20 protein-coding genes are annotated in these 18150 nt (G+C 58.4%); 12 read left to right on the top strand and 8 right to left on the bottom strand.

Annotated features, from left to right (window positions below; all coding sequences use genetic code 11):
• Positions 1-9: 9 nt before the first annotated feature.
• A complete protein-coding gene (locus H7847_RS22680) occupies positions 10-1428 on the bottom strand; it encodes a dihydrolipoyl dehydrogenase family protein (protein ID WP_227271772.1) in 1419 nt (472 codons plus the stop codon).
• A 1-nt stretch (position 1429) separates the two neighbouring features.
• Positions 1430-2161, bottom strand: a complete 732-nt coding sequence (locus tag H7847_RS22675; RefSeq protein WP_227271771.1) for a TVP38/TMEM64 family protein — start codon at positions 2159-2161, stop codon at positions 1430-1432.
• A 302-nt stretch (positions 2162-2463) separates the two neighbouring features.
• Here H7847_RS22675 and rpmH point away from each other — a divergent pair, with 302 nt between their 5' ends.
• From rpmH to yidD, 3 genes are read left to right on the top strand one after another with little or no spacing between them, the layout of a single operon-like run.
• Complete coding sequence (rpmH, locus tag H7847_RS22670; protein ID WP_037911188.1) at positions 2464-2598, top strand: 50S ribosomal protein L34; 135 nt, start codon at positions 2464-2466, stop codon at positions 2596-2598.
• Positions 2599-2623: 25 nt separating this feature from the next.
• Entirely contained in the window at positions 2624-3037 is a 414-nt protein-coding gene (gene rnpA, locus H7847_RS22665) for a ribonuclease P protein component (protein ID WP_227271770.1), read from the top strand.
• Positions 3034-3270, top strand: coding sequence for a membrane protein insertion efficiency factor YidD (gene yidD / locus H7847_RS22660; protein ID WP_227271769.1), 237 nt, complete (start codon positions 3034-3036; stop codon positions 3268-3270). Before rnpA ends, yidD begins: the two co-directional genes overlap by 4 nt.
• Positions 3271-3285: 15 nt before the next feature.
• Here the strand turns inward: yidD and H7847_RS22655 are convergent, their stop codons facing one another.
• Positions 3286-3813, bottom strand: a complete 528-nt coding sequence (locus H7847_RS22655; protein WP_227271768.1) for a DUF3833 domain-containing protein — start codon at positions 3811-3813, stop codon at positions 3286-3288.
• 99 nt (positions 3814-3912) lie between these two features.
• Here H7847_RS22655 and ttcA point away from each other — a divergent pair, with 99 nt between their 5' ends.
• The 9 genes from ttcA to H7847_RS22610 all read left to right on the top strand — a co-directional run bounded on the left by ttcA (position 3913) and on the right by H7847_RS22610 (position 12692).
• Positions 3913-4737 carry a tRNA 2-thiocytidine(32) synthetase TtcA gene (gene ttcA / locus H7847_RS22650; RefSeq protein ID WP_227271767.1) on the top strand — a complete coding sequence of 275 codons (825 nt, stop codon included), beginning with the start codon at positions 3913-3915 and terminating at the stop codon, positions 4735-4737.
• Between the two features lie 119 nt (positions 4738-4856).
• A complete protein-coding gene (locus H7847_RS22645) occupies positions 4857-6404 on the top strand; it encodes a putative bifunctional diguanylate cyclase/phosphodiesterase (protein ID WP_227271766.1) in 1548 nt (515 codons plus the stop codon).
• Positions 6405-6576: 172 nt separating this feature from the next.
• Entirely contained in the window at positions 6577-8397 is a 1821-nt protein-coding gene (gene yidC, locus H7847_RS22640) for a membrane protein insertase YidC (RefSeq protein WP_227271765.1), read from the top strand.
• Complete coding sequence (locus H7847_RS22635) at positions 8394-9134, top strand: MOSC domain-containing protein (protein ID WP_227271764.1); 741 nt, start codon at positions 8394-8396, stop codon at positions 9132-9134. The genes yidC and H7847_RS22635 overlap by 4 nt, the downstream gene beginning before the upstream one ends.
• Positions 9134-9784: a ribosome biogenesis GTP-binding protein YihA/YsxC gene (gene yihA / locus H7847_RS22630; RefSeq protein ID WP_227271763.1), complete on the top strand. Its 651-nt coding sequence runs from the start codon at positions 9134-9136 to the stop codon at positions 9782-9784. The genes H7847_RS22635 and yihA overlap by 1 nt, the downstream gene beginning before the upstream one ends.
• Before the next feature lie 59 nt (positions 9785-9843).
• The gene (argB, locus tag H7847_RS22625) at positions 9844-10692 is read left to right on the top strand and encodes an acetylglutamate kinase (protein ID WP_227271762.1); all 849 of its coding nucleotides are present in this window, start codon (positions 9844-9846) and stop codon (positions 10690-10692) included.
• A 56-nt stretch (positions 10693-10748) separates the two neighbouring features.
• Positions 10749-11543 (top strand): sterol desaturase family protein, encoded by a 795-nt coding sequence (locus tag H7847_RS22620; protein ID WP_227271761.1) that lies wholly within the window; start codon positions 10749-10751, stop codon positions 11541-11543.
• Positions 11540-12190, top strand: a complete 651-nt coding sequence (locus tag H7847_RS22615; protein ID WP_227271788.1) for a ferredoxin — start codon at positions 11540-11542, stop codon at positions 12188-12190. Before H7847_RS22620 ends, H7847_RS22615 begins: the two co-directional genes overlap by 4 nt.
• Before the next feature lie 4 nt (positions 12191-12194).
• Entirely contained in the window at positions 12195-12692 is a 498-nt protein-coding gene (locus tag H7847_RS22610; RefSeq protein WP_227271760.1) for a SixA phosphatase family protein, read from the top strand.
• A 62-nt stretch (positions 12693-12754) separates the two neighbouring features.
• Here H7847_RS22610 and H7847_RS22605 read toward each other — a convergent pair whose 3' ends face one another.
• The 5 genes from H7847_RS22605 to H7847_RS22585 all read right to left on the bottom strand — a co-directional run bounded on the left by H7847_RS22605 (position 12755) and on the right by H7847_RS22585 (position 18147).
• Positions 12755-13525 (bottom strand): amino acid ABC transporter ATP-binding protein, encoded by a 771-nt coding sequence (locus H7847_RS22605; RefSeq protein WP_227271759.1) that lies wholly within the window; start codon positions 13523-13525, stop codon positions 12755-12757.
• 48 nt (positions 13526-13573) lie between these two features.
• Entirely contained in the window at positions 13574-14872 is a 1299-nt protein-coding gene (locus H7847_RS22600; RefSeq protein ID WP_227271758.1) for an amino acid ABC transporter permease, read from the bottom strand.
• Positions 14873-14875: 3 nt separating this feature from the next.
• On the bottom strand, positions 14876-16090 hold the full coding sequence (locus tag H7847_RS22595) for an amino acid ABC transporter permease (protein WP_227271757.1): 1215 nt from the start codon (positions 16088-16090) through the stop codon (positions 14876-14878).
• 129 nt (positions 16091-16219) lie between these two features.
• Positions 16220-17242 (bottom strand): amino acid ABC transporter substrate-binding protein, encoded by a 1023-nt coding sequence (locus H7847_RS22590; RefSeq protein ID WP_227271756.1) that lies wholly within the window; start codon positions 17240-17242, stop codon positions 16220-16222.
• A 176-nt stretch (positions 17243-17418) separates the two neighbouring features.
• Positions 17419-18147 (bottom strand): ATP12 family chaperone protein, encoded by a 729-nt coding sequence (locus H7847_RS22585; protein ID WP_227271755.1) that lies wholly within the window; start codon positions 18145-18147, stop codon positions 17419-17421.
• Positions 18148-18150: the final 3 nt, after the last annotated feature.

Below are 18150 nucleotides of genomic sequence, written 5' to 3'. Positions count from 1 at the left end.
CTCAGCGTTTCACGGGACAAAGCGCTGGACAAGCCCTACAACTCTTTTCACGGTCGGATTTTCAAAAAGCCGCGGGCTGAAATAGGCCCCTGCCGCGCGCTTGTTAACCTCTCCGATCGTCGGGTAAGGGGCGACCATGGCGGCGATCTGGCTCATCTTCATTCTGTTGGCCAGCGCCAGCGCCCAGAGGTTGATAAGCTCACCCGCCTGATAGCCGACAATCGACGCGCCGACAGGCCGCCCTTTGTAGACCATCACCTTGATGAAGCCCTTGGTCTTGCGCTCGGCAATGGCGCGGTCGTTGTGTTCGTAATGAAAGCGCACAACCTCCAGATTTATGCCATGCTCTTTCCTGGCCTGCGCCTCGGTGAGGCCGACCTGCGCCAGCTCCGGATCGGTATAAGTGGCCCAGGGAATATGGGCTGTCCTGGCTTTGGAAGGCAGACCAAAGAGCATGGAGCGGATAATCACCCCGGCGTGGTAGCCCGCCACATGGGTGAACTGCAGGCCCCCCGCGACGTCACCGATGGCATAGACCTTGCGATTGGTTGTCCGCAGGCCCGCATCCACCTCGATCCCGTTGCCCCTAGTCTTGACGCCTGCGGCCGCCAACCCCAGCTTGTCGATATTGGCCTTGCGCCCCACCGCCATCAGCAGATGCGAGCCCTTGATCGACCGGCCGTCCTCGGTCAGCACTTCGATCGCGCCCGCTTTGCCCTTGATCTCGGCGGCCTTGGCATCTTCCTCGATGACAACGCCTTCGTCGCGCAGGCTGTCCAGCACCACTGTGGCCAGTTCCGGGTCATCCTTGCCAAGCGCCTTGGCGCCTTCGATCACCGTCACCTTGGAGCCGAGGCGAATATGCGCCTGCGCCATCTCCATCCCGATGGGTCCGCCGCCGACGATCAGCAGGTGGTCGGGTTTTTCGCGCAGTTCGAACAGTGTCTCGTTGGTCTCGAACGGGACTTGATCGAGACCGGGGATCGGCGGGACAAGCGGCGAGGAGCCCGTGGCGATCACGATCCGTCGGGCGGTGATGACGGTCTTGCCAGCCTGCACTTCGGTCGGAGAGATAAAGTGACCGAATTCCCGGATCACCGTGACGCCAAAACCCTCGAAGCGTTCCTGACTGTCAACGGGTGCAATCTGGGCAATCACCTCCTGCACGTGATCCTTGGCGGCGGCGTAATCCGCGGCACCGGGCGCATCCGCCACGCCGTATTGACCGGCATGCTGTTGGGCGTAGGCCGCCTTGCCACTTGCAATCAGCGCCTTGGAGGGAACGCAGCCGTAGTTCAGACAGTCACCGCCCATTTTGTGGCCTTCAAGTAGGACCACATCCGCCCCCATCTGTGCCGCGCCTGCGGCCACCGATAATCCGCCCGATCCCGCACCAAGGATCAGGACATCTGTTTTCAAACGTTTCATGTTACAGGTCTTTCTTGCCGGTGATGGCTTTGACGAGGACCGGCATCACCGACAGCAGGCTCAGCCCCAGGATCGGCAGCAGGATGTGAGGTTCAAAGATCAGGCCAAGGTTCGGCGTCTCACCGCGGGCGAAAACCTCCCCCAGGCCCGCCCCGACCGAAGAATAGACAAGCGAGCCGGGAATGATCCCGAGGAAGGTTGAGACCACATAGCGGTACACAGGCACCGCAAGGAACGCGGGCACAAGGTTCGCGACAAAGAACGGGACAACAGGCACGAGCCGCATGAAAAACAGCATCGACCACTGGTTTTCATCGATCCCCTTTTTGATCTTGCCGACGGTCCCGGCAGAGGCATCCATCCGCTCCTTCAACCGTTCGCCGAACCCGTGACGCGCGGCGAGAAAGATCACCGTGGCCCCGATGGTGGCCGCTGTCACGCTGAGCAGCGAGCCCCCGAGGGTTCCGAACAAGAACCCCCCCGTGAGCGTTGCAATCAGCGCGCCCGGCAGGGAAAACGCAACGATCACGATATAGGCCAGGACAAAAACCGACACTGCCAAGATCAGATTGTTGTCACGTAAGGAAATCAGGGTTTCGCGATTGTCGCGCAAGGCTTCAAAGGTAAAGTAATCCTTGAGCGCGAAGGCCCCGATGGCCGCGACCGCCAGAATGACAAAAAGAGGCAGCCGGCGCATCCAGCCTGGTTTTTCGGTTTGGGTCATGTCTGACATCACTGTCGCCTTTCCGGGCAGGGGTTGCAATTGACACATTACATGACGGCTGCGCGGTGCGCGCGATAGGGGGATCACGCGCCCTTGAACGCCTGTGACGCAAAGGCTGGCTTTTACCCTATGTCCGGGCGGTTCCTGAAACATCCACCGGGAGATTATGCGGCAAATATTGCAAAACAGTGCATTTTGCGGCCCAAGGGGGTTTGACTTGCGGCGGGATGCGCTTTAGAGCACGGGCTTCGAATATGACCGGACATCGGCCGATTCCGCCTTTGTCCGAAGCCCAGTATGGAGACGGAGCGATGAAACGCACCTATCAACCCTCGAACCTCGTGCGCAAGCGGCGTCACGGTTTCCGCGCGCGCATGGCCACAAAAGCGGGCCGCAAGATCATCAATGCACGCCGCGCGCAGGGCCGGAAATCCCTCAGCGCGTAAGCTGACCCCCCGTGGTCTGCCAGACATGACGCCGCCGCAAGCTCTTCCCAACGGCACCGCTGCCGACGGGACCCCGCCTGCTGCGGCTTCTTTGTGTTTAAGCACGCTTACCAAACGCGTCGACTTTTTGCGCGCCGCCCGCGCGCCGCGCGTTGTAACACCCGGTTTCGTTCTGCAAATGCGGGCGCGGTCTGCTGGCGAGGCAGAGGGCATTCGCATCGGCGTTACCTGCTCAAAGAAGGTTGGCAACGCGGTCGCGCGCAATCGGGCAAAACGCCGTCTGCGCGAAATCGCCCGGCTGGTGCTGCCAGAACATGGGCGCGAGGGCATGGACTATGTGCTGATCGGTCGTGCAAAGGTCACGGCCTCTCGCGCTTTTTGTGATCTGCGCGCTGACCTGATACGGTCGCTCGCAAAACTCCATGATCGGACCCAATGACGCCTCTGGCCCACCTGCTGGCCCTGCCCGTCCGCCTCTACCGTGTGCTCTTCAGCCCCTGGGTCGGACATAATTGCCGCTACCAGCCGACCTGCAGTGTCTATGCGCTGGAAGCGCTGGAAAAGCATGGGGCGTGGCGCGGCGGATGGCTCACGGTCCGTCGTCTCTGCCGATGTCATCCATGGGGCAACAGCGGGTATGACCCGGTGCCCGACCGGCTCCCTCCAGACTAGGGTCTAGTTCGGCGATCAGGACTTCTTGTCAAACAGAATGATGACTTCACCGATATCGACACCGAACTTTTTCATATAGGCACGGTTCAACACCTGCGTGTCGTTCAACTGCCACATCCAGTCGTCGAAACGGACGCGCAACGTGCCATCGGGTACCGGCAAATCAATCTGGTATTTCCAGTTGAAACTATCCCCGTCCTCAACACCCTCAGCCTCACCGATCACACCAGGGGCCGTTCCGCGCCAGCTTTGCGGCCCTGTTTTCTGCAACGTCCAGATGCGTTGCTCGAATGTCCCGTCCGCATAAGAAAAATCCTCGACCAACCGCAACGTCTCGCCGTCCCAGGTCCCCTCGATCACCACATCAAACCGACGCCTGACCGTGCCAAATACATCTTGGAACTGACCGGTGGCGACAATCTGCCCTTCAAAGAACTCCTCCAGATTGAATTCGCGATCAGACAACTTTGGGTCGTCAAGCGACGGTTTGCCAACGCATCCCGCCAGAACAAACCCCACCAAAACCGCCACCACGAAACGCATGTCCTTCAATTCCCTTTTTGGGAAAGATACGCGGGCATCGGGCTTTTGGTTCACATCATCTGGGACTATAGAGAGGCAACTCTATCGCAGGACCCGATCATGCTGGATTCCAACGACGACATTCACCCGCTCTTTTCCGGTGCGCCAAAAACAACCGAGTTTCGCAAGCTGCGCAAACGCATCGTGCGATCAGTGCGCGAAGCCATTGAGCACTACGGCATGATCGAAAGGGACGCACGCTGGCTGGTGTGTCTGTCGGGGGGCAAAGACAGCTACACCCTGCTGGCGGTTTTGTACGAATTGAAATGGCGCGGGTTGCTCCCCGTCGATCTGCTGGCGTGCAATCTGGACCAGGGTCAACCCGGTTTTCCCGGAAAAGTGCTGCCGGCGTTTCTGCAGAAGATGCAGGTCCCGCACCGGATCGAATATCAGGACACCTATTCAATCGTCATGGATAAGATCCCGCAGGGGCGGACTTTTTGCGCGCTCTGCTCACGTCTGCGGCGCGGACATCTCTACCGCATCGCCCGCGAGGAAGGCTGCTCTGCGGTGGTGCTGGGCCATCACCGTGATGACATTCTGGAAACTTTTTTCATGAATCTGTTTCATGGCGGTCGGCTGTCCACGATGCCACCTAAGCTGGTCAATGAAGAGGGGGATTTGTTTTTGTACCGTCCCTTGGCACATGTCGCTGAGATTGATTGCGAAAAGTTTGCGCAAGCAATGGAGTATCCCATCATTCCCTGCGATCTCTGCGGCAGTCAGGACGGGTTACAACGTCAGCAAGTCAAGGCGATCCTGGACGCCTGGGAGAAAAACAGCCCCGGTCGCAGACAGGTTATGTTCCGGGCCTTAACAAACGCACGGCCCTCGCATCTTCTGGACCCCAAGCTTTTCGATTTTGCGGCTCTGTCGCTCAAATAGTTCAAGTTTTATCTAAGTCAGAGCAAGAAATCTTCTGGCCGTTAACCGAGACATCACCTCTTAGAGACTAGTTTTTGCGTGGTAGTTTCTGCCAGCGATGTGCTTACGAGGGAACCGTGATGTTTAAGAAAATGGCTGAGGGCTGGATCAGATCACGGATCTTCGCGGTAGCCTGCCTGAAAAGCCCGATGTGCCTGGCCCTGATACCCGCCATTTGTCTTGGGTTTTACTTGGCTTGGGGCCAGACCGCTCTTGTCGCCACTGCGCTTGTCTTTCCCGGTCTTTATCTCCTACTGGGTGCAGGCGGGCCGCGCCCGATGAAAGCGATTTCCCGCGATGCCGTGATTGGGATGATGCAGCGCGATGGGTTCAAGGAAATCGTACAGGAGGTGTTCAAGGACGCGCGCGAAAGTGGATTGAAGTCTGTTGCCTTTCAGATAGAGATCGACCATCACGCCGACCTGATTGAACAACATGGTCAGGCCGCTGCGGATCGTGTTGTGGCGGTGACTGGCGAACGGCTGGTTGCTGTCATGCGCGATGGGGATGCTGTGGCACAAACCGGCGACTTTCGGTTTTCAATTTGCCTTTCCCCAATCAGACAATTGGACCTTGAGTTGTGCATTCAACTCGCCGGTCGGATGCAGGCCGCCCTGGAAGAACCAATCGCCATCGATGGTATCTCTGTCTATGTCACCAGTTGTGTAGGGTTTTGCCAGCAAACGCGCATGATCACGAAAAACGGCGAGGCTTGGATGGACGCCGCAGGTCATGCCCTGCGGGAGGCGCAACACAACGGCCCAAATGCGATCCGCGCCTATTCTGATGAAATGCGACGCAAGTCAGAAACGCGCGCTGAGTTGCGTGAAGAGGTTGCGACAGCGCTTGAGAAAGGCCAGATTCAGCCTTGGTTCCAACCGCAGATATCGACGGATACAGGTCTCGTTACCGGGTTTGAGGCACTGGCACGCTGGAACCACCCCAACCGCGGTATGGTCTCACCGAGTGCATTCCTGCCCGCCATTGAACAGGCCGGGATGCTGGAACGCCTCGCGGAGGTGATGATGTATCATGCCTTCACCGCCCTGAAGGCCTGGGATAGCGCCGGCGTATCAGTCCCGCAGGTGGGCGTGAATTTTGCGGGGCCAGAATTGAGCAACCCACGTCTTGTCGACAAAGTAAAATGGGAACTTGACCGCTTTTCGCTGTCGCCGGACCGCCTTGCCGTAGAAGTGCTGGAAACCGTTGTTGCGGGGGCGCCGGATGATACGATCACAAGAAATATCAACGGGTTGGGAAAACTGGGATGCAGGATCGACCTTGACGACTTTGGCACCGGACATGCATCAATTTCGTCTATCCGCCGATTTGCCGTCAGCCGGATCAAGATTGATCGCTCTTTTGTCATCAAATCAGATCGGGATCCAGAACAACAAAAGATGATCAGCGCCATTCTGACGATGGCGGAACGCCTGCAGGTAGAAACACTTGCAGAAGGTGTGGAAAGCGTTGGAGAGCATGCTCTGCTGGCACAGCTCGGTTGCGACCATGTTCAAGGGTTCGGCATTGGCAAACCAATGCCTTTCGATCAGACGCTCGATTGGATCACCAAGCACAACGCAAAACTGCAGGCTACTCCTCGCATACTGGGTAACAAGTTCTCCTGAACGGTGTCGTCCAGGCTTGAAGGAAACCGCTTGAAAACGCTCCGACATGAACGCGATCGGACAAAAGCGACCAAGGGAAGCAGAAACGCCTGAAAACCCCGATTCCACTTGACCTTTGGCGCCACACTCTGTTGAACCACGCTGATAATCAACAGATCAGGTGGCTGTCCCGATGGACGATCAGAACAAGAACCTTATTCTTGCAACAGCACTCAGCTTCATCGTCATCTTGGTGTGGTTTGTTCTTTTTCCACCGCCTGAACCTGAAGTCCAACTGGATACAGACAGCTCCGCTGAGCTGACACCGGGCGCGACCACCGGTAGCCTGCCTTCGGTGACGTCTGATGTACCGGATGCAGTCACCACAGATACCAATACCCGTGAAGCCGCGCTGGAGGCCGCACCGCGCGTCGAAATTTCCACTGACCGCGTGAGCGGCTCTATCTCTTTGCTGGGCGGCCGGATTGATGATCTGTCCCTTAAGGGGTACCGCGAAACACAAGAGGAAGACGCCGAAATCGTAACAATGCTTTCACCTGTCGGAAGTCCCGAAGCCTATTACGCGCTTTACGGCTGGGCCGCCGGGGCAGGCGTCGACCCAACGGCTGTCCCCGGCCCGAACACCGAATGGTCATTGACCAACGGCAGCGTTCTCGGTGTCGGCGCGCCCATAACCCTTTCCTGGGACAACGGTGCAGGCCTGTCCTTTACGCGGCAGATCGAAATCGACGAGAACTACATGTTCTCAATCACTCAATCGGTGGCCAACACGTCGAATGCAACGGTGAGCATGGCGCCTTACGGCATTCTGGCCCGCCACGGCGAACCCACAGACCTCAAGAACTTCTTCATCCTGCATGAAGGTGTGGTCGCAATGGCAGATGGCGAACTGACGGAAACGAATTGGGATGACATGCCCGACTTTGTCTTTTCCGAACGCGAGGGCGCCCGCGCAGAGGTGACCCAAGTCGAACAGAACGGCTGGATCGGGTTCACAGATCATTTCTGGATGTCGACGCTGATCCCGGCCCCCGGCAGCGCGTTCAAATCCGTTGCGAAATACGACGAACGCCGCGACATCTACCAAGCAGAAACAGTGCTGCCTGCGCAAACAGTTGCGCCGGGGACAACCATCACCGCCACGACACAGCTTTTTGCAGGGGCCAAAGAATGGGAAACGATCCGCAACTATCAGTCTGGTGGCGTGGACCGCTTCATCGACAGCATCGACTGGGGCTGGTTCTTCTTCCTGACCAAGCCGATCTTCTGGCTGCTGCATTACCTCAACCAGATTATTGGCAACATGGGATGGGCGATCATTGGCCTGACGTTGATCATCAAAGCCATCCTGCTGCCGTTGGCCTTCAAGTCATACGTCTCGATGGCAAAAATGAAAGAGCTTCAGCCGCAAATGGAAAAGCTCAAGGAAGAGGCCGGCGACGACCGTCAGAAACTGCAACAAGGGATGATGGAGCTTTACAAGCGGGAAAAGGTCAACCCAGCGGCAGGCTGCCTGCCGATCCTATTACAGATTCCGATCTTCTTTTCGCTCTACAAGGTGATCTTTGTCACAATCGAATTGCGTCATGCGCCGTTCTTTGGTCCGTTCCAGGACCTCAGCGCGCCTGATCCGACCTCCTTCATCAACCTGTTTGGTCTGCTGCCCTTCGATAGCCCCGAACCGGGCTCGATCATGGCGCTGATCTTTATCGGGATTTTGCCACTGCTCTTGGGCATTTCCATGTGGCTCCAGCAGAAACTGAACCCCGCCCCTACTGATCCGACCCAGCAAATGATCTTTGCCTGGATGCCGTGGGTGTTCATGTTCATGCTCGGCGGATTTGCCAGCGGGCTTGTCGTATACTGGATTGCCAACAACACGATCACTTTCATGCAGCAGTATATGATCATGCGCAGCCAGGGGTATAAACCGGATGTGTTCGGCAATATCCTCGGCAGCTTCTCGAAAAAGTCAAAGCCGGACGCAAAATGACACGCGTCACCCGGATCCTGCGCTATCCGCTCAAGAGTCACGGGCGGGAAGCATTGGAGCAGGTCGACCTGATTGCAGGCGAGGCGATGCCGTTTGATCGGATTTGGGCCGTGGCCCATGATGCCTCGACCGCCGATGGCTCCATCTGGGTACCTTGCGTGAATTTCAGCCGGGTCTCCAAGGCACCGGCGCTGATGGCAATATCATCCCGGTATGACAGTGAAACCGGGCAATTGACGCTCTCCCATCCGGCGAAAGCCGATCTGACCTTTGATCCCGACACGGATGTCAAAGCGTTTCTGCAGTGGGTGACACCACTGGTGCCTCAGAACAGGGCCTTGCCGGACAGGATTGTCAAACTGGCCGGACGAGGGTTCACGGACAGTGATTTTCCCTCCGTCACACTTTGCAACATGGCCTCCCACCGGGCGGTTGAGGAAAAGATGCGGCGTAAACTGTCGATCCACCGCTGGCGGGGAAACATCTGGTTCGACAGCGATCTGCCCTGGGTGGAGTTTGACTGGATGGGCCGGGATGTACGCGTTGGCGGATGTGTCCTGACCCTGCGGGAACGCACGGACCGCTGTCTCGCCACCACGGCCAACCCGGAAACCGGCCAACGCGATGCCGACACGCTTTCGGTGCTGGAAAGCTGGGGACATCAGGATTTCTCCGTCCGGGCAGAGGTCAAGACCGGGGGCCCGGTGTGTCTTGGCGATGGGGTGGAACTGTTGTGATGCAACTGCCCTTTCCCATCGCTGAGGACCCTGCCCCCGAGATGCTTGAAGAGGGCCGTCTGCTCTTTGCCGGGGAGACGGAGTTTGTCAAAGGCGTCGTGGCGATGTCCGGCTTGCCGCCGGCCGGCCGGCTGGAGGTGTGTTTCGCCGGGCGGTCGAATGTCGGTAAATCATCCCTCATCAATGCGCTGACAGGCCGCAAGGGCCTCGCGCGCGCGTCCAACACGCCGGGCCGCACGCAGGAGATCAATTACTTCACCGCAGGCGACGATCACTATCTCGTGGACTTGCCCGGCTATGGCTATGCCAATGCACCGGTGCCGGTTGTCGAAAAATGGCAACGCCTGCTGAAACAGTATCTCTCCGGCCGCCAGACCCTGCGCCGCGCCTTTGTGCTGATCGATGCACGCCACGGCGTGAAAAAGGTGGATGAAGAGATCCTTGCCCTGCTCGACAGTGCCGCTGTCACCTTCCAGGTTGTTCTGACCAAGGCGGATAAGGTAAAGGAAACCGACCGCGCCAAGGTTCTCGATCAAGTGCGGGGGGCCCTGTCCAAGCACCCCGCCGCCTTTCCCGAACTTGTCGTCACCTCCAGCGAAAAGGGCTGGGGCATCGCGGCGTTGCGCGCCATAATAGCGACACTTGAATAACGCAGGTCCCTTTGACCTGCTTTCCCCAACCCACCGGCCCCCGAGTGAAGACCCAAGATATGAACCGCGACTGGATCTCGACAGCAAGCACCCTGAACAAAGCGCTCCCGTTTTTGCAACGCTATGCAAATGCGACCGTTGTGATAAAGCTGGGCGGCCACGCCATGGGCAGCGATGAGACGATGGACGAATTTGCCCGCGATGTCGTGTTGATGCGGCAGGTTGGTGTCAATCCGGTGATCGTGCATGGCGGTGGCCCCATGATCAACGCGATGCTGGACAAGCTGCAGATCACCTCTGAGTTCGTAGATGGCAAACGCGTGACAGACCCCGCCACCGTGGAAGTTGTCGAGATGGTGCTCAGCGGGCTGGTCAACAAGCGCATCGTGCAGGCCATCAATGGTCAGGGCGGATGTGCCGTCGGGATTTCCGGCAAAGATGCGGGGCTGATACGCTGCACGCAGACGAACCCGGACCTTGGGTTTGTCGGCACACCGGAAAAGATCAACCCACGTCTGCTGCGCGATCTGGCTGAAAAGGAATACATCCCCGTCATCGCCCCTTTGGGGTCGGGCGCTGCCGGTGAAACTTTCAACATCAACGGTGACACGGCCGCAGGGGCCGTTGCTGCGGCGCTGAAGGCAGACCGGTTGCTGTTGCTCACGGATGTCGCAGGGGTGAAGAATGCCGCAGGGGAGGTGCTCACAGAACTCAGCGCTGCGCAGATTCGCGATATGACCGCTGACGGGACAATCGCAGGCGGTATGATCCCCAAAACCGAAACAGCGCTCAAGGCGCTGGAGGGCGGTGTCCGGGCCGCCGTGATCCTGGACGGGCGCGCGCCAAATGCCTGCCTGCTGGAGCTTTTTACCGAACATGGGGCCGGATCGATCATCCGCGCAGACTAACGTAGATGTGTCATGCTGCCGCTTGTGCTGACAGCGCGCTGGTCTAGGTTACAGATATGGAAAATGAAACGATCATCCGTTTTGGCGTGTTCCTGGGTCTCTTTGCGCTTTTGGCCACGCTCGAAGCGCTGGCCCCGAGACGGGCGCGCAGCCAGCCGCGCAGCACCCGCTGGGTGACAAACTGGAGCGTGACGGTTGTGAACACCCTTACGCTTCGGGCGTTGGCCTTTGCCTTGCCGCTGCTCGCCGTGGGGGCCGCATTGGATGCAGAGGCGCAGGGTTGGGGGCTTTTTAATGCGATTGCGCTACCGCTCTGGCTCGAGGTGGTGATCGTTGTCCTCATCATGGATTTTGCGATCTGGCTCCAGCATCTTGTGACACATAAGGTGCCGCTGCTCTGGCGGTTGCACCGGGTGCACCACGCGGATGTGGATATGGATGTGACCACGGCAATCCGCTTCCACCCGGTAGAGATCGCGCTGTCGATGCTGCTGAAAATCGGGCTGGTGTATCTTTTGGGGCCCGCCGCCATCGCGGTGGTTTTGTTTGAGATCATCCTGAATGGCACGGCGATGTTCAACCACTCGAACCTTGCCCTGCCCGCATGGCTTGATCGCATCGTCCGGCTGGTTCTGGTCACCCCTGACATGCACCGGGTCCATCATTCCGTGCATCGCCACGAGCACGACAGCAACTACGGCTTTTCGCTGTCAATCTGGGACAAGATGTTCGGTACCTATATCGCGCAACCAAAGGCCGGACATGACGACATGCTGGTCGGGCTCGAATGGCAGGACACCCGGCCAAGCAAACTGGGGTGGTCGCTCGCCCTGCCCTTTTCGCGCAAGTGACCTATGCCGAATTGCAAACCCAGGCCGAAGCGCGCCATCTGACGATCCTCGGCGGTTTCCACCCCGGACCGGAGGATCAAGCCCCAAAGGCCTGCAAAACGTTGCTTCTGCTGGGGCCGTTTGAGCCGAGCTTTTGGCCCGCGTTCACCGCCACGCCTGAATGGCAGGACGGGCAGCCTGACCCGATGGATCGCTGGTCAACGCGGGTGATCGGTGCTTGGGCGGACAGCCTGCAGGCCCAGGCCCTCTATCCGTTTGGAGGGCCGCCATTCTTGCCGTTCTTTTCATGGGCTCAGCGGACGGGACGCATTCATGCCTCTCCGATCATGTTGCTGGTGCACGACAGCGCCGGGCTCTTTGTTTCTTTTCGCGGGGCGCTCGCGCTGCAAACCTACATCGACCTGCCTACCCCTCCTGACAACCCCTGTCTGACATGCCCGGCGCAGCCCTGTCGCAGCGCCTGCCCGGTGGGTGCGCTGGACGGGAAAAACTATGATGTCCCCGCATGCAAAAGCTATCTCGACACAGAGGCGGGACAGGACTGCATGACCGAAGGGTGCCGGGCAAGGCGGGCCTGCCCGGTGTCGACCCGCCATCCGCGCACCGTCGCGCAATCGGCCTATCACATGACTATTTTCAAAGGCTGATCCCATGCGCCGGTTGATCCTGATGAGGCATGCCAAATCTGATTGGAGCCATACTGGTCTGACAGATCACGACCGCCCTCTGAACAAGCGCGGGCGCGGTGCTGCCGAGGTCTTGGGCAACTGGTTGCGACACAACGACCATGCGCCGGAGGAGGTGCTCTGCTCTTCTGCCGAACGCACGAGGCAAACGCTGCGGGGACTGGCGTTGACACCCGCACCGCGGACCTCTTTCACACGAACACTCTATCTTGCCGAGGCACGGGTCATCCTGGAAGTGCTCAACCGGGCAACCACACCCTGCGTTCTGATACTTGGTCATAACCCGGGCATCTGCGAACTGGCCAACCGGCTGGTGGATAAGCCCCCCGCTCACGACCGGTTCCACGACTACCCGACGGGGGCGACGCTGGTCTGTGATTTCGACACGTCGACCTGGATGGATGTGGACTGGGCCCAAGGCCGGGTTGTTGATTTCGTTGTCCCACGCGAGCTGCAGTCCTGACCGTGTCAACGAGAAAGGCGCCACCCGGCAAGGGCGACTCCTGACGTCAAAAGAAACGGTATTCAGTGATCGAGGATCTGGCTCAGGAACAGCTTGGTCCGAGGGGACTGCGGGTTGTTGAAAAACGCCTCAGGTTCGTTCTGCTCCACGATCTGGCCTTCATCCATAAAGATCACGCGGTTTGCCACTTTGCGCGCAAATCCCATTTCATGGGTTACACAGAGCATGGTCATGCCCTCTTCGGCAAGCTGGATCATCGTGTCCAGCACCTCTGCGATCATCTCCGGATCGAGCGCCGAGGTCGGCTCGTCAAAGAGCATGATACGCGGGCGCATACAGAGCGACCGGGCAATCGCCACCCGCTGCTGCTGTCCGCCTGACAGCTGACCGGGATATTTGTCGGCCTGCTCGGGGATCTTGACCTTCTCCAGGAAATGCATCGCTGTCTCTTCAGCTTCTTTCTTGGGTGTCTTGCGCACCCAGATCGGCGCCAGCGTGCAGTTCTCAAGGATCGTCAGATGCGGGAACAGATTGAAGTGCTGAAAGCACATGCCAACCTCCGACCGGACCTTGTCGATATTCTTGAGGTCCGAGGACAACAGCGTGCCATCCACCTCGATGGAGCCTTGCTGGTGCTCTTCCAGCGCATTGATGCAGCGGATGAGCGTGGATTTTCCTGACCCCGAAGGCCCGCAGATCACGATCCGCTCACCCCGGTTCACGGTCAGGTCGATGTCCCGCAGCACGTGAAAGGCCCCGTACCACTTGTTCATCTTGTTGATGGTGATCGCGATCTCGTCCGAGATCTGCATTTGAGTTGCTTGTTCAGCCATGGTCAGGCTCCTTCCTATACCCTATCGCGTTCGCGGCTTGAGGGTATGTTATCGATGATCGGTTGCGAGACGACGCTCGAGCCATTGCGAGTATTGTGAGATGCCGTAACAGACGACAAAGAAAAGCAGTGCCGCAAAGCCCAGCAGCTCCCAGTAGACGCCGTTCCATTCGGTCGAGGCGAGGATCGGACCCCGGATCATGCCAACGAGATCGAACATCGAGATCACCGACACCAGCGTGGTGTCCTTGAAAAGACCCACGGCGACGTTCACGATCCCCGGAATGGATATCTTGAGCGCCTGCGGCAGGATGATGAGCCGCATCGCCTGCGGGTAATCGAGCCCCAGGCTGTCGGCCGCCTCGTACTGCCCCTTGGGCAAGGCTGCCAGACCACCGCGGATCACCTCGGCGATATAGGCCGCCGAGAACATCGTTATCATGATGACCACGCGCAGGAAAAGATCCACCTGCGATTCCGGCGGGAAGAAATAGGCCAGCATCACCGACGCCACGAACAGCAGCGTGATCAGCGGCACCCCGCGAATGAACTCGATGAAGACGACGCAGATCCACTTGATGAGCGGCATGCTGGACTGACGCCCCAGCGCCAGGGCGATGCCCAATGGGATTGACAGCGACACACAGGTGACCCCCAGCATCATGTTGAGCATGAAGCCCCCGAGATCCCGGCTCGGGACCGCCGTCATCATGGCCGTACCATTGGCGTTTTCGGGGATCAGCATGCCGCCCACGTACCAGAAAACCAAGGCTGCAACGACACCACCGAAAAAACCCAGTGCGAAGCTGCCCGCCACGAAACGCTGGTAGATAAAACCACCGGCGATGCAGCCTCCCAGCGCCACAAAGGGCACCGCCAGCGCCCCTCCCCAGATGAGATAGTAAGCGATAAACGGGTAAAGCGCGGTAAAGATCAGCAGCTTGCGCGGCAGGTCGAAAAACAGCACCGGGGCTGCGGCGACAAAGAACAGAACCAGCGCCAGCGTCGGACGCCAGTAAAGCTCGTTCGGGTATTGAAAACCAAAGAGAAGCTGGTTCCAGCGTTCGGTCAGGACAGAAAAACAGGCGCCGACAGCGCCATCAAGCACCTGACGGCACTCTGCCAGACTGCTGGTGTTCCACAGCCCATTCAGAATCCAGGGCAGCGTCGCGGTCAGAATCAGATAGATGAAGTACAGCGACACGAGTGTGAGCACGCTGTTTGCAGGCGTCGCAAAGAGGTTGTCGCGCATCCATTTGACCGGTCCGGATGCGGCATAGGGGGGGTCCCGCTCAGCGATGCTTTCGGTACGCACGAAAGAGACGGAATGTTCATGTGTATCTGACATGGATCAGCGCTCCTTCAGGGCTACGGATTTGTTGTAGACATTCATCACCGCGGAAATCGACAGCGAGATGGTGAGGTAGAACAGCATCAGCAGGAGCACGCATTCGATTGCGCGGCCGGTCTGGTTCAGCGTGATCCCCCCCAGCGTCGCGGTGATGTCCGCATAGCCCACGGCAATCGCCAAAGAAGAGTTCTTGGTGATGTTGAGATATTGGGAAATCAGTGGCGGGATGATGACCCGCAGGGCCTGCGGCAGGACGACGAGATTCATGACCCGGTTGGGGCGCAGACCAAGGGCCGAGGCCGCCTCTGTCTGGCCTTTGGAAACCGCCTGAATACCGGCGCGCACGTTCTCTGCGATGAAGGCGCCGGTATAGATGGACAGGGCAAACCACAAAGCGATCAGCGGAGCCCCGATCTGGATACCGCCTCTGAAGTTAAATCCACCCAGCTCCGGATAGTCCAGGCTGATCGGACGCCCCATGATGAAAAACATCAAGATCGTCGGCAGGAAGAAGATCGCAAGGCTGGGCCAGCCGGTGGGCAGCAGCTTACCCGTCGCGTAAAGCAGGTTAGTCGCATAGCGCCGGTAGGCGATGACACCAACAACGGACGCAAGGAACGTCAGCACCACGACGATGGATCCCGGCCCCCAGATCGGCGCGGGAATATAGACCCCCCGGTTCGTAAAGGCGAAGGCCCCAAGAAGCATTGTGGCATCAGGTTCATCCCCGCGAAAGGCGCGGGGCGCAGGCATCACGGCAGTCATGATCGTGAAGATGATGATGATCCAGATCAGCACGGGGATGTTGCGGAAGATCTCGACGTAAAAGGACATCAGCCTGGCGACAAGCCAGTTGTTTGACAGCCGCAGGACACCGGCAATCACCCCAAAAAACGTGGCTGTGATGCAGGCGAGAAAGGCCACCAGCAGCGTGTTGAGGATACCGACAAGGGATGCCCGCGCGTGGCTCGACTGGCTGTTGTACTCCACCAGGCGTTGGTTAATGTCATAGCCTGCAGGATCTCCCAGGAAGTCATAAGCGATGTTGAGACCCTGTGCGGCGAGGTTCGTCAGCAGGTTATTGGCAAGATAGGCAATGGCGATAATGAGCATCAGAAGCGCTATCGCCTGAAAGGTCATCGACCGATAGCGCGTGTCGTTTATCAGCATGGATAGCCGGAACGACCCCCGTGGCGGGTCCGTCATTACTGTCATGAGTGTGTTCCCCGTGGTTCCGGCCTTTGTTTAAACGGACGCTTCAGCGACTCTGTGGGCCGGGAAATGGTTTTGTCGTTCAAAGATCGAAGGGCGCAGGTTGTACCCTGCGCCCTTGCGATGTGGTCCTTAGCGGAACGGAGGCGAGTAGATCAGACCGCCGTTTGTCCATTGTGCGTTCAGACCGCGCGCCAGACCGATCGGTGTTTCTTCCCCGATGTTCTTGGCAAAGATCTCGCCGTAGTTGCCCTGGCTGGCAATCGCTCTTTGTGCCCAGTCGGCATCAAGCCCAAGCATTTCGCCCAGGTTGCCTTCGGTGCCCAGCAGGCGGTTGATCTCCGGTGTTTCCGGGTTGGGCTCTGCCGCGAGAGAGGCGACATTCGCGGATGTGACACCCAGTTCTTCAGCCGTGATCAACGCATTCAGCGTCCACCGTACGACATCACTCCATTCGTCGTCGCCATGACGGACAAGCGGGCCGAGTGGCTCTTTAGAGATGATCTCAGGCAACAGAACGTGATCGCTCGGATTTTCGAATGCAGCGCGTGTTGCGGCAAGACCGGACGCATCGGTTGTATACACATCGCAGGCCCCTGCGAGATATTGTTGCTGACCTTCCGCATTTGTTTCAACGGGCACAGGTTCGTAGCTGATGTTGTTCGACCGGAAGAAATCCGCAAGGTTCAGCTCTGTGGTTGTCCCGGTCTGAATACATACAGTCGCACCATCCAGTTCCTTGGCCGAAGAGACGCCCAGCGCTTTTGGCACAAGGAAGCCCTGGCCATCGTAATAATTCACCCCAACGAACGTGAACTTGAGGTCCACATCACGCGAGAACGTCCAAGTGGTGTTGCGCGCCAGCATGTCGATCTCGCCGGAGGCCAGAGCCGTAAAACGGGTCTTACCCGTGGTCGGCACGAACTCCACAGCGTTCGCGTCGCCGAGAACCGCTGCTGCAACAGCGCGGCAGACAGAAACGTCGAAGCCAACCCATTCGCCGTTCGCGTCCGGCGCACCAAAGCCAACCAGACCTGTTACCACACCGCAGTTCAGCGTGCCGCGTGCTTTTACGTCTTCCAAAGTACTGGCTGCCGCCGCACCAGCCGATAGGCCAGCAATCGTCAGCGCACCGAGGAGTACTGATTTTTTCATTTTTTACCTCTTCCTGATTTTCCGCTTTTAAGCGGTTCGACCGGATTTTCTAACCGGTAGTAATGTTAAAGCACTTACGTGCCTCAAGTGGCACCAATACTGTTAGGAATACCCCATTGAGGTCAAGGGCAGGTTTGCCAAAATCGGTACAAGTTTTTCACCGCAGGCCTGCACGCTCAAACCAAAGGCATCTCACTATTCCGTGATAGATCAAACACCTGCTTTGCGTGAATGAATGCGTGCTCCTTGACCAGGGCGGCCGCTTCGGCGTCTTCATCCGCCCCCCACTCTTCAGCCTGCCAGATTTCATCCAGTCGCGAAATATCCCAAATCGCTTTGGGGGTCCGTAAATCAAAGGTTGCGGCAAAGCCGAGAATCAGTGAACCCGACAGAGAGACAAGATCATGAAAGCCCGCCAGCTCGAAGGGTGACATCGCGTGAACACGGGCGCGGAGTGTTGCCAGAGCAGGCTCGGCCTGTGGCACATGCATGACACCGGTGCGTGGTTCCAGGCGGGCCTCCAGCACCTCTGCCCCCCACTCCAGAAACGGATTCCATTGTGCCGCCTGCCTGTCAACCAGCGACTGCGGACGGTCGGCCCGGTAGCACAAAAGATCGCTGTCCCCATAAGCTGCGAGCATATCTGCAACCTCCCTGTGTTGCCGCACCACCTTATCCAGCGCGGCATTTGCACTACGCGTAAAGGGCATCGAGGCCGGATCGATCTTGTCTGATTGCGACTCCCATTCAGCGGCAATCGCCTCTGCAAACGCCCGTGTCGGTGCAATCAACGGCTGCTTTGCCGGTGTTTTGATCGGGCGGCTGTCAAGCGATATGCCAAATCCTGCAGGCTCATCGCGCAGGCTCACCTCGGTCCAGAACCTTTTTGCAGTCCACTCACTCATGGT

It is taken from the genome of Roseobacter weihaiensis (assembly GCF_020622345.1).
In the GTDB taxonomy this organism is placed as follows: Bacteria; Pseudomonadota; Alphaproteobacteria; order Rhodobacterales; family Rhodobacteraceae; genus Roseobacter; species Roseobacter weihaiensis.
Note: the sequence above shows the minus strand (reverse complement) of the source record. Positions and strands in the feature narration are given on the sequence as shown.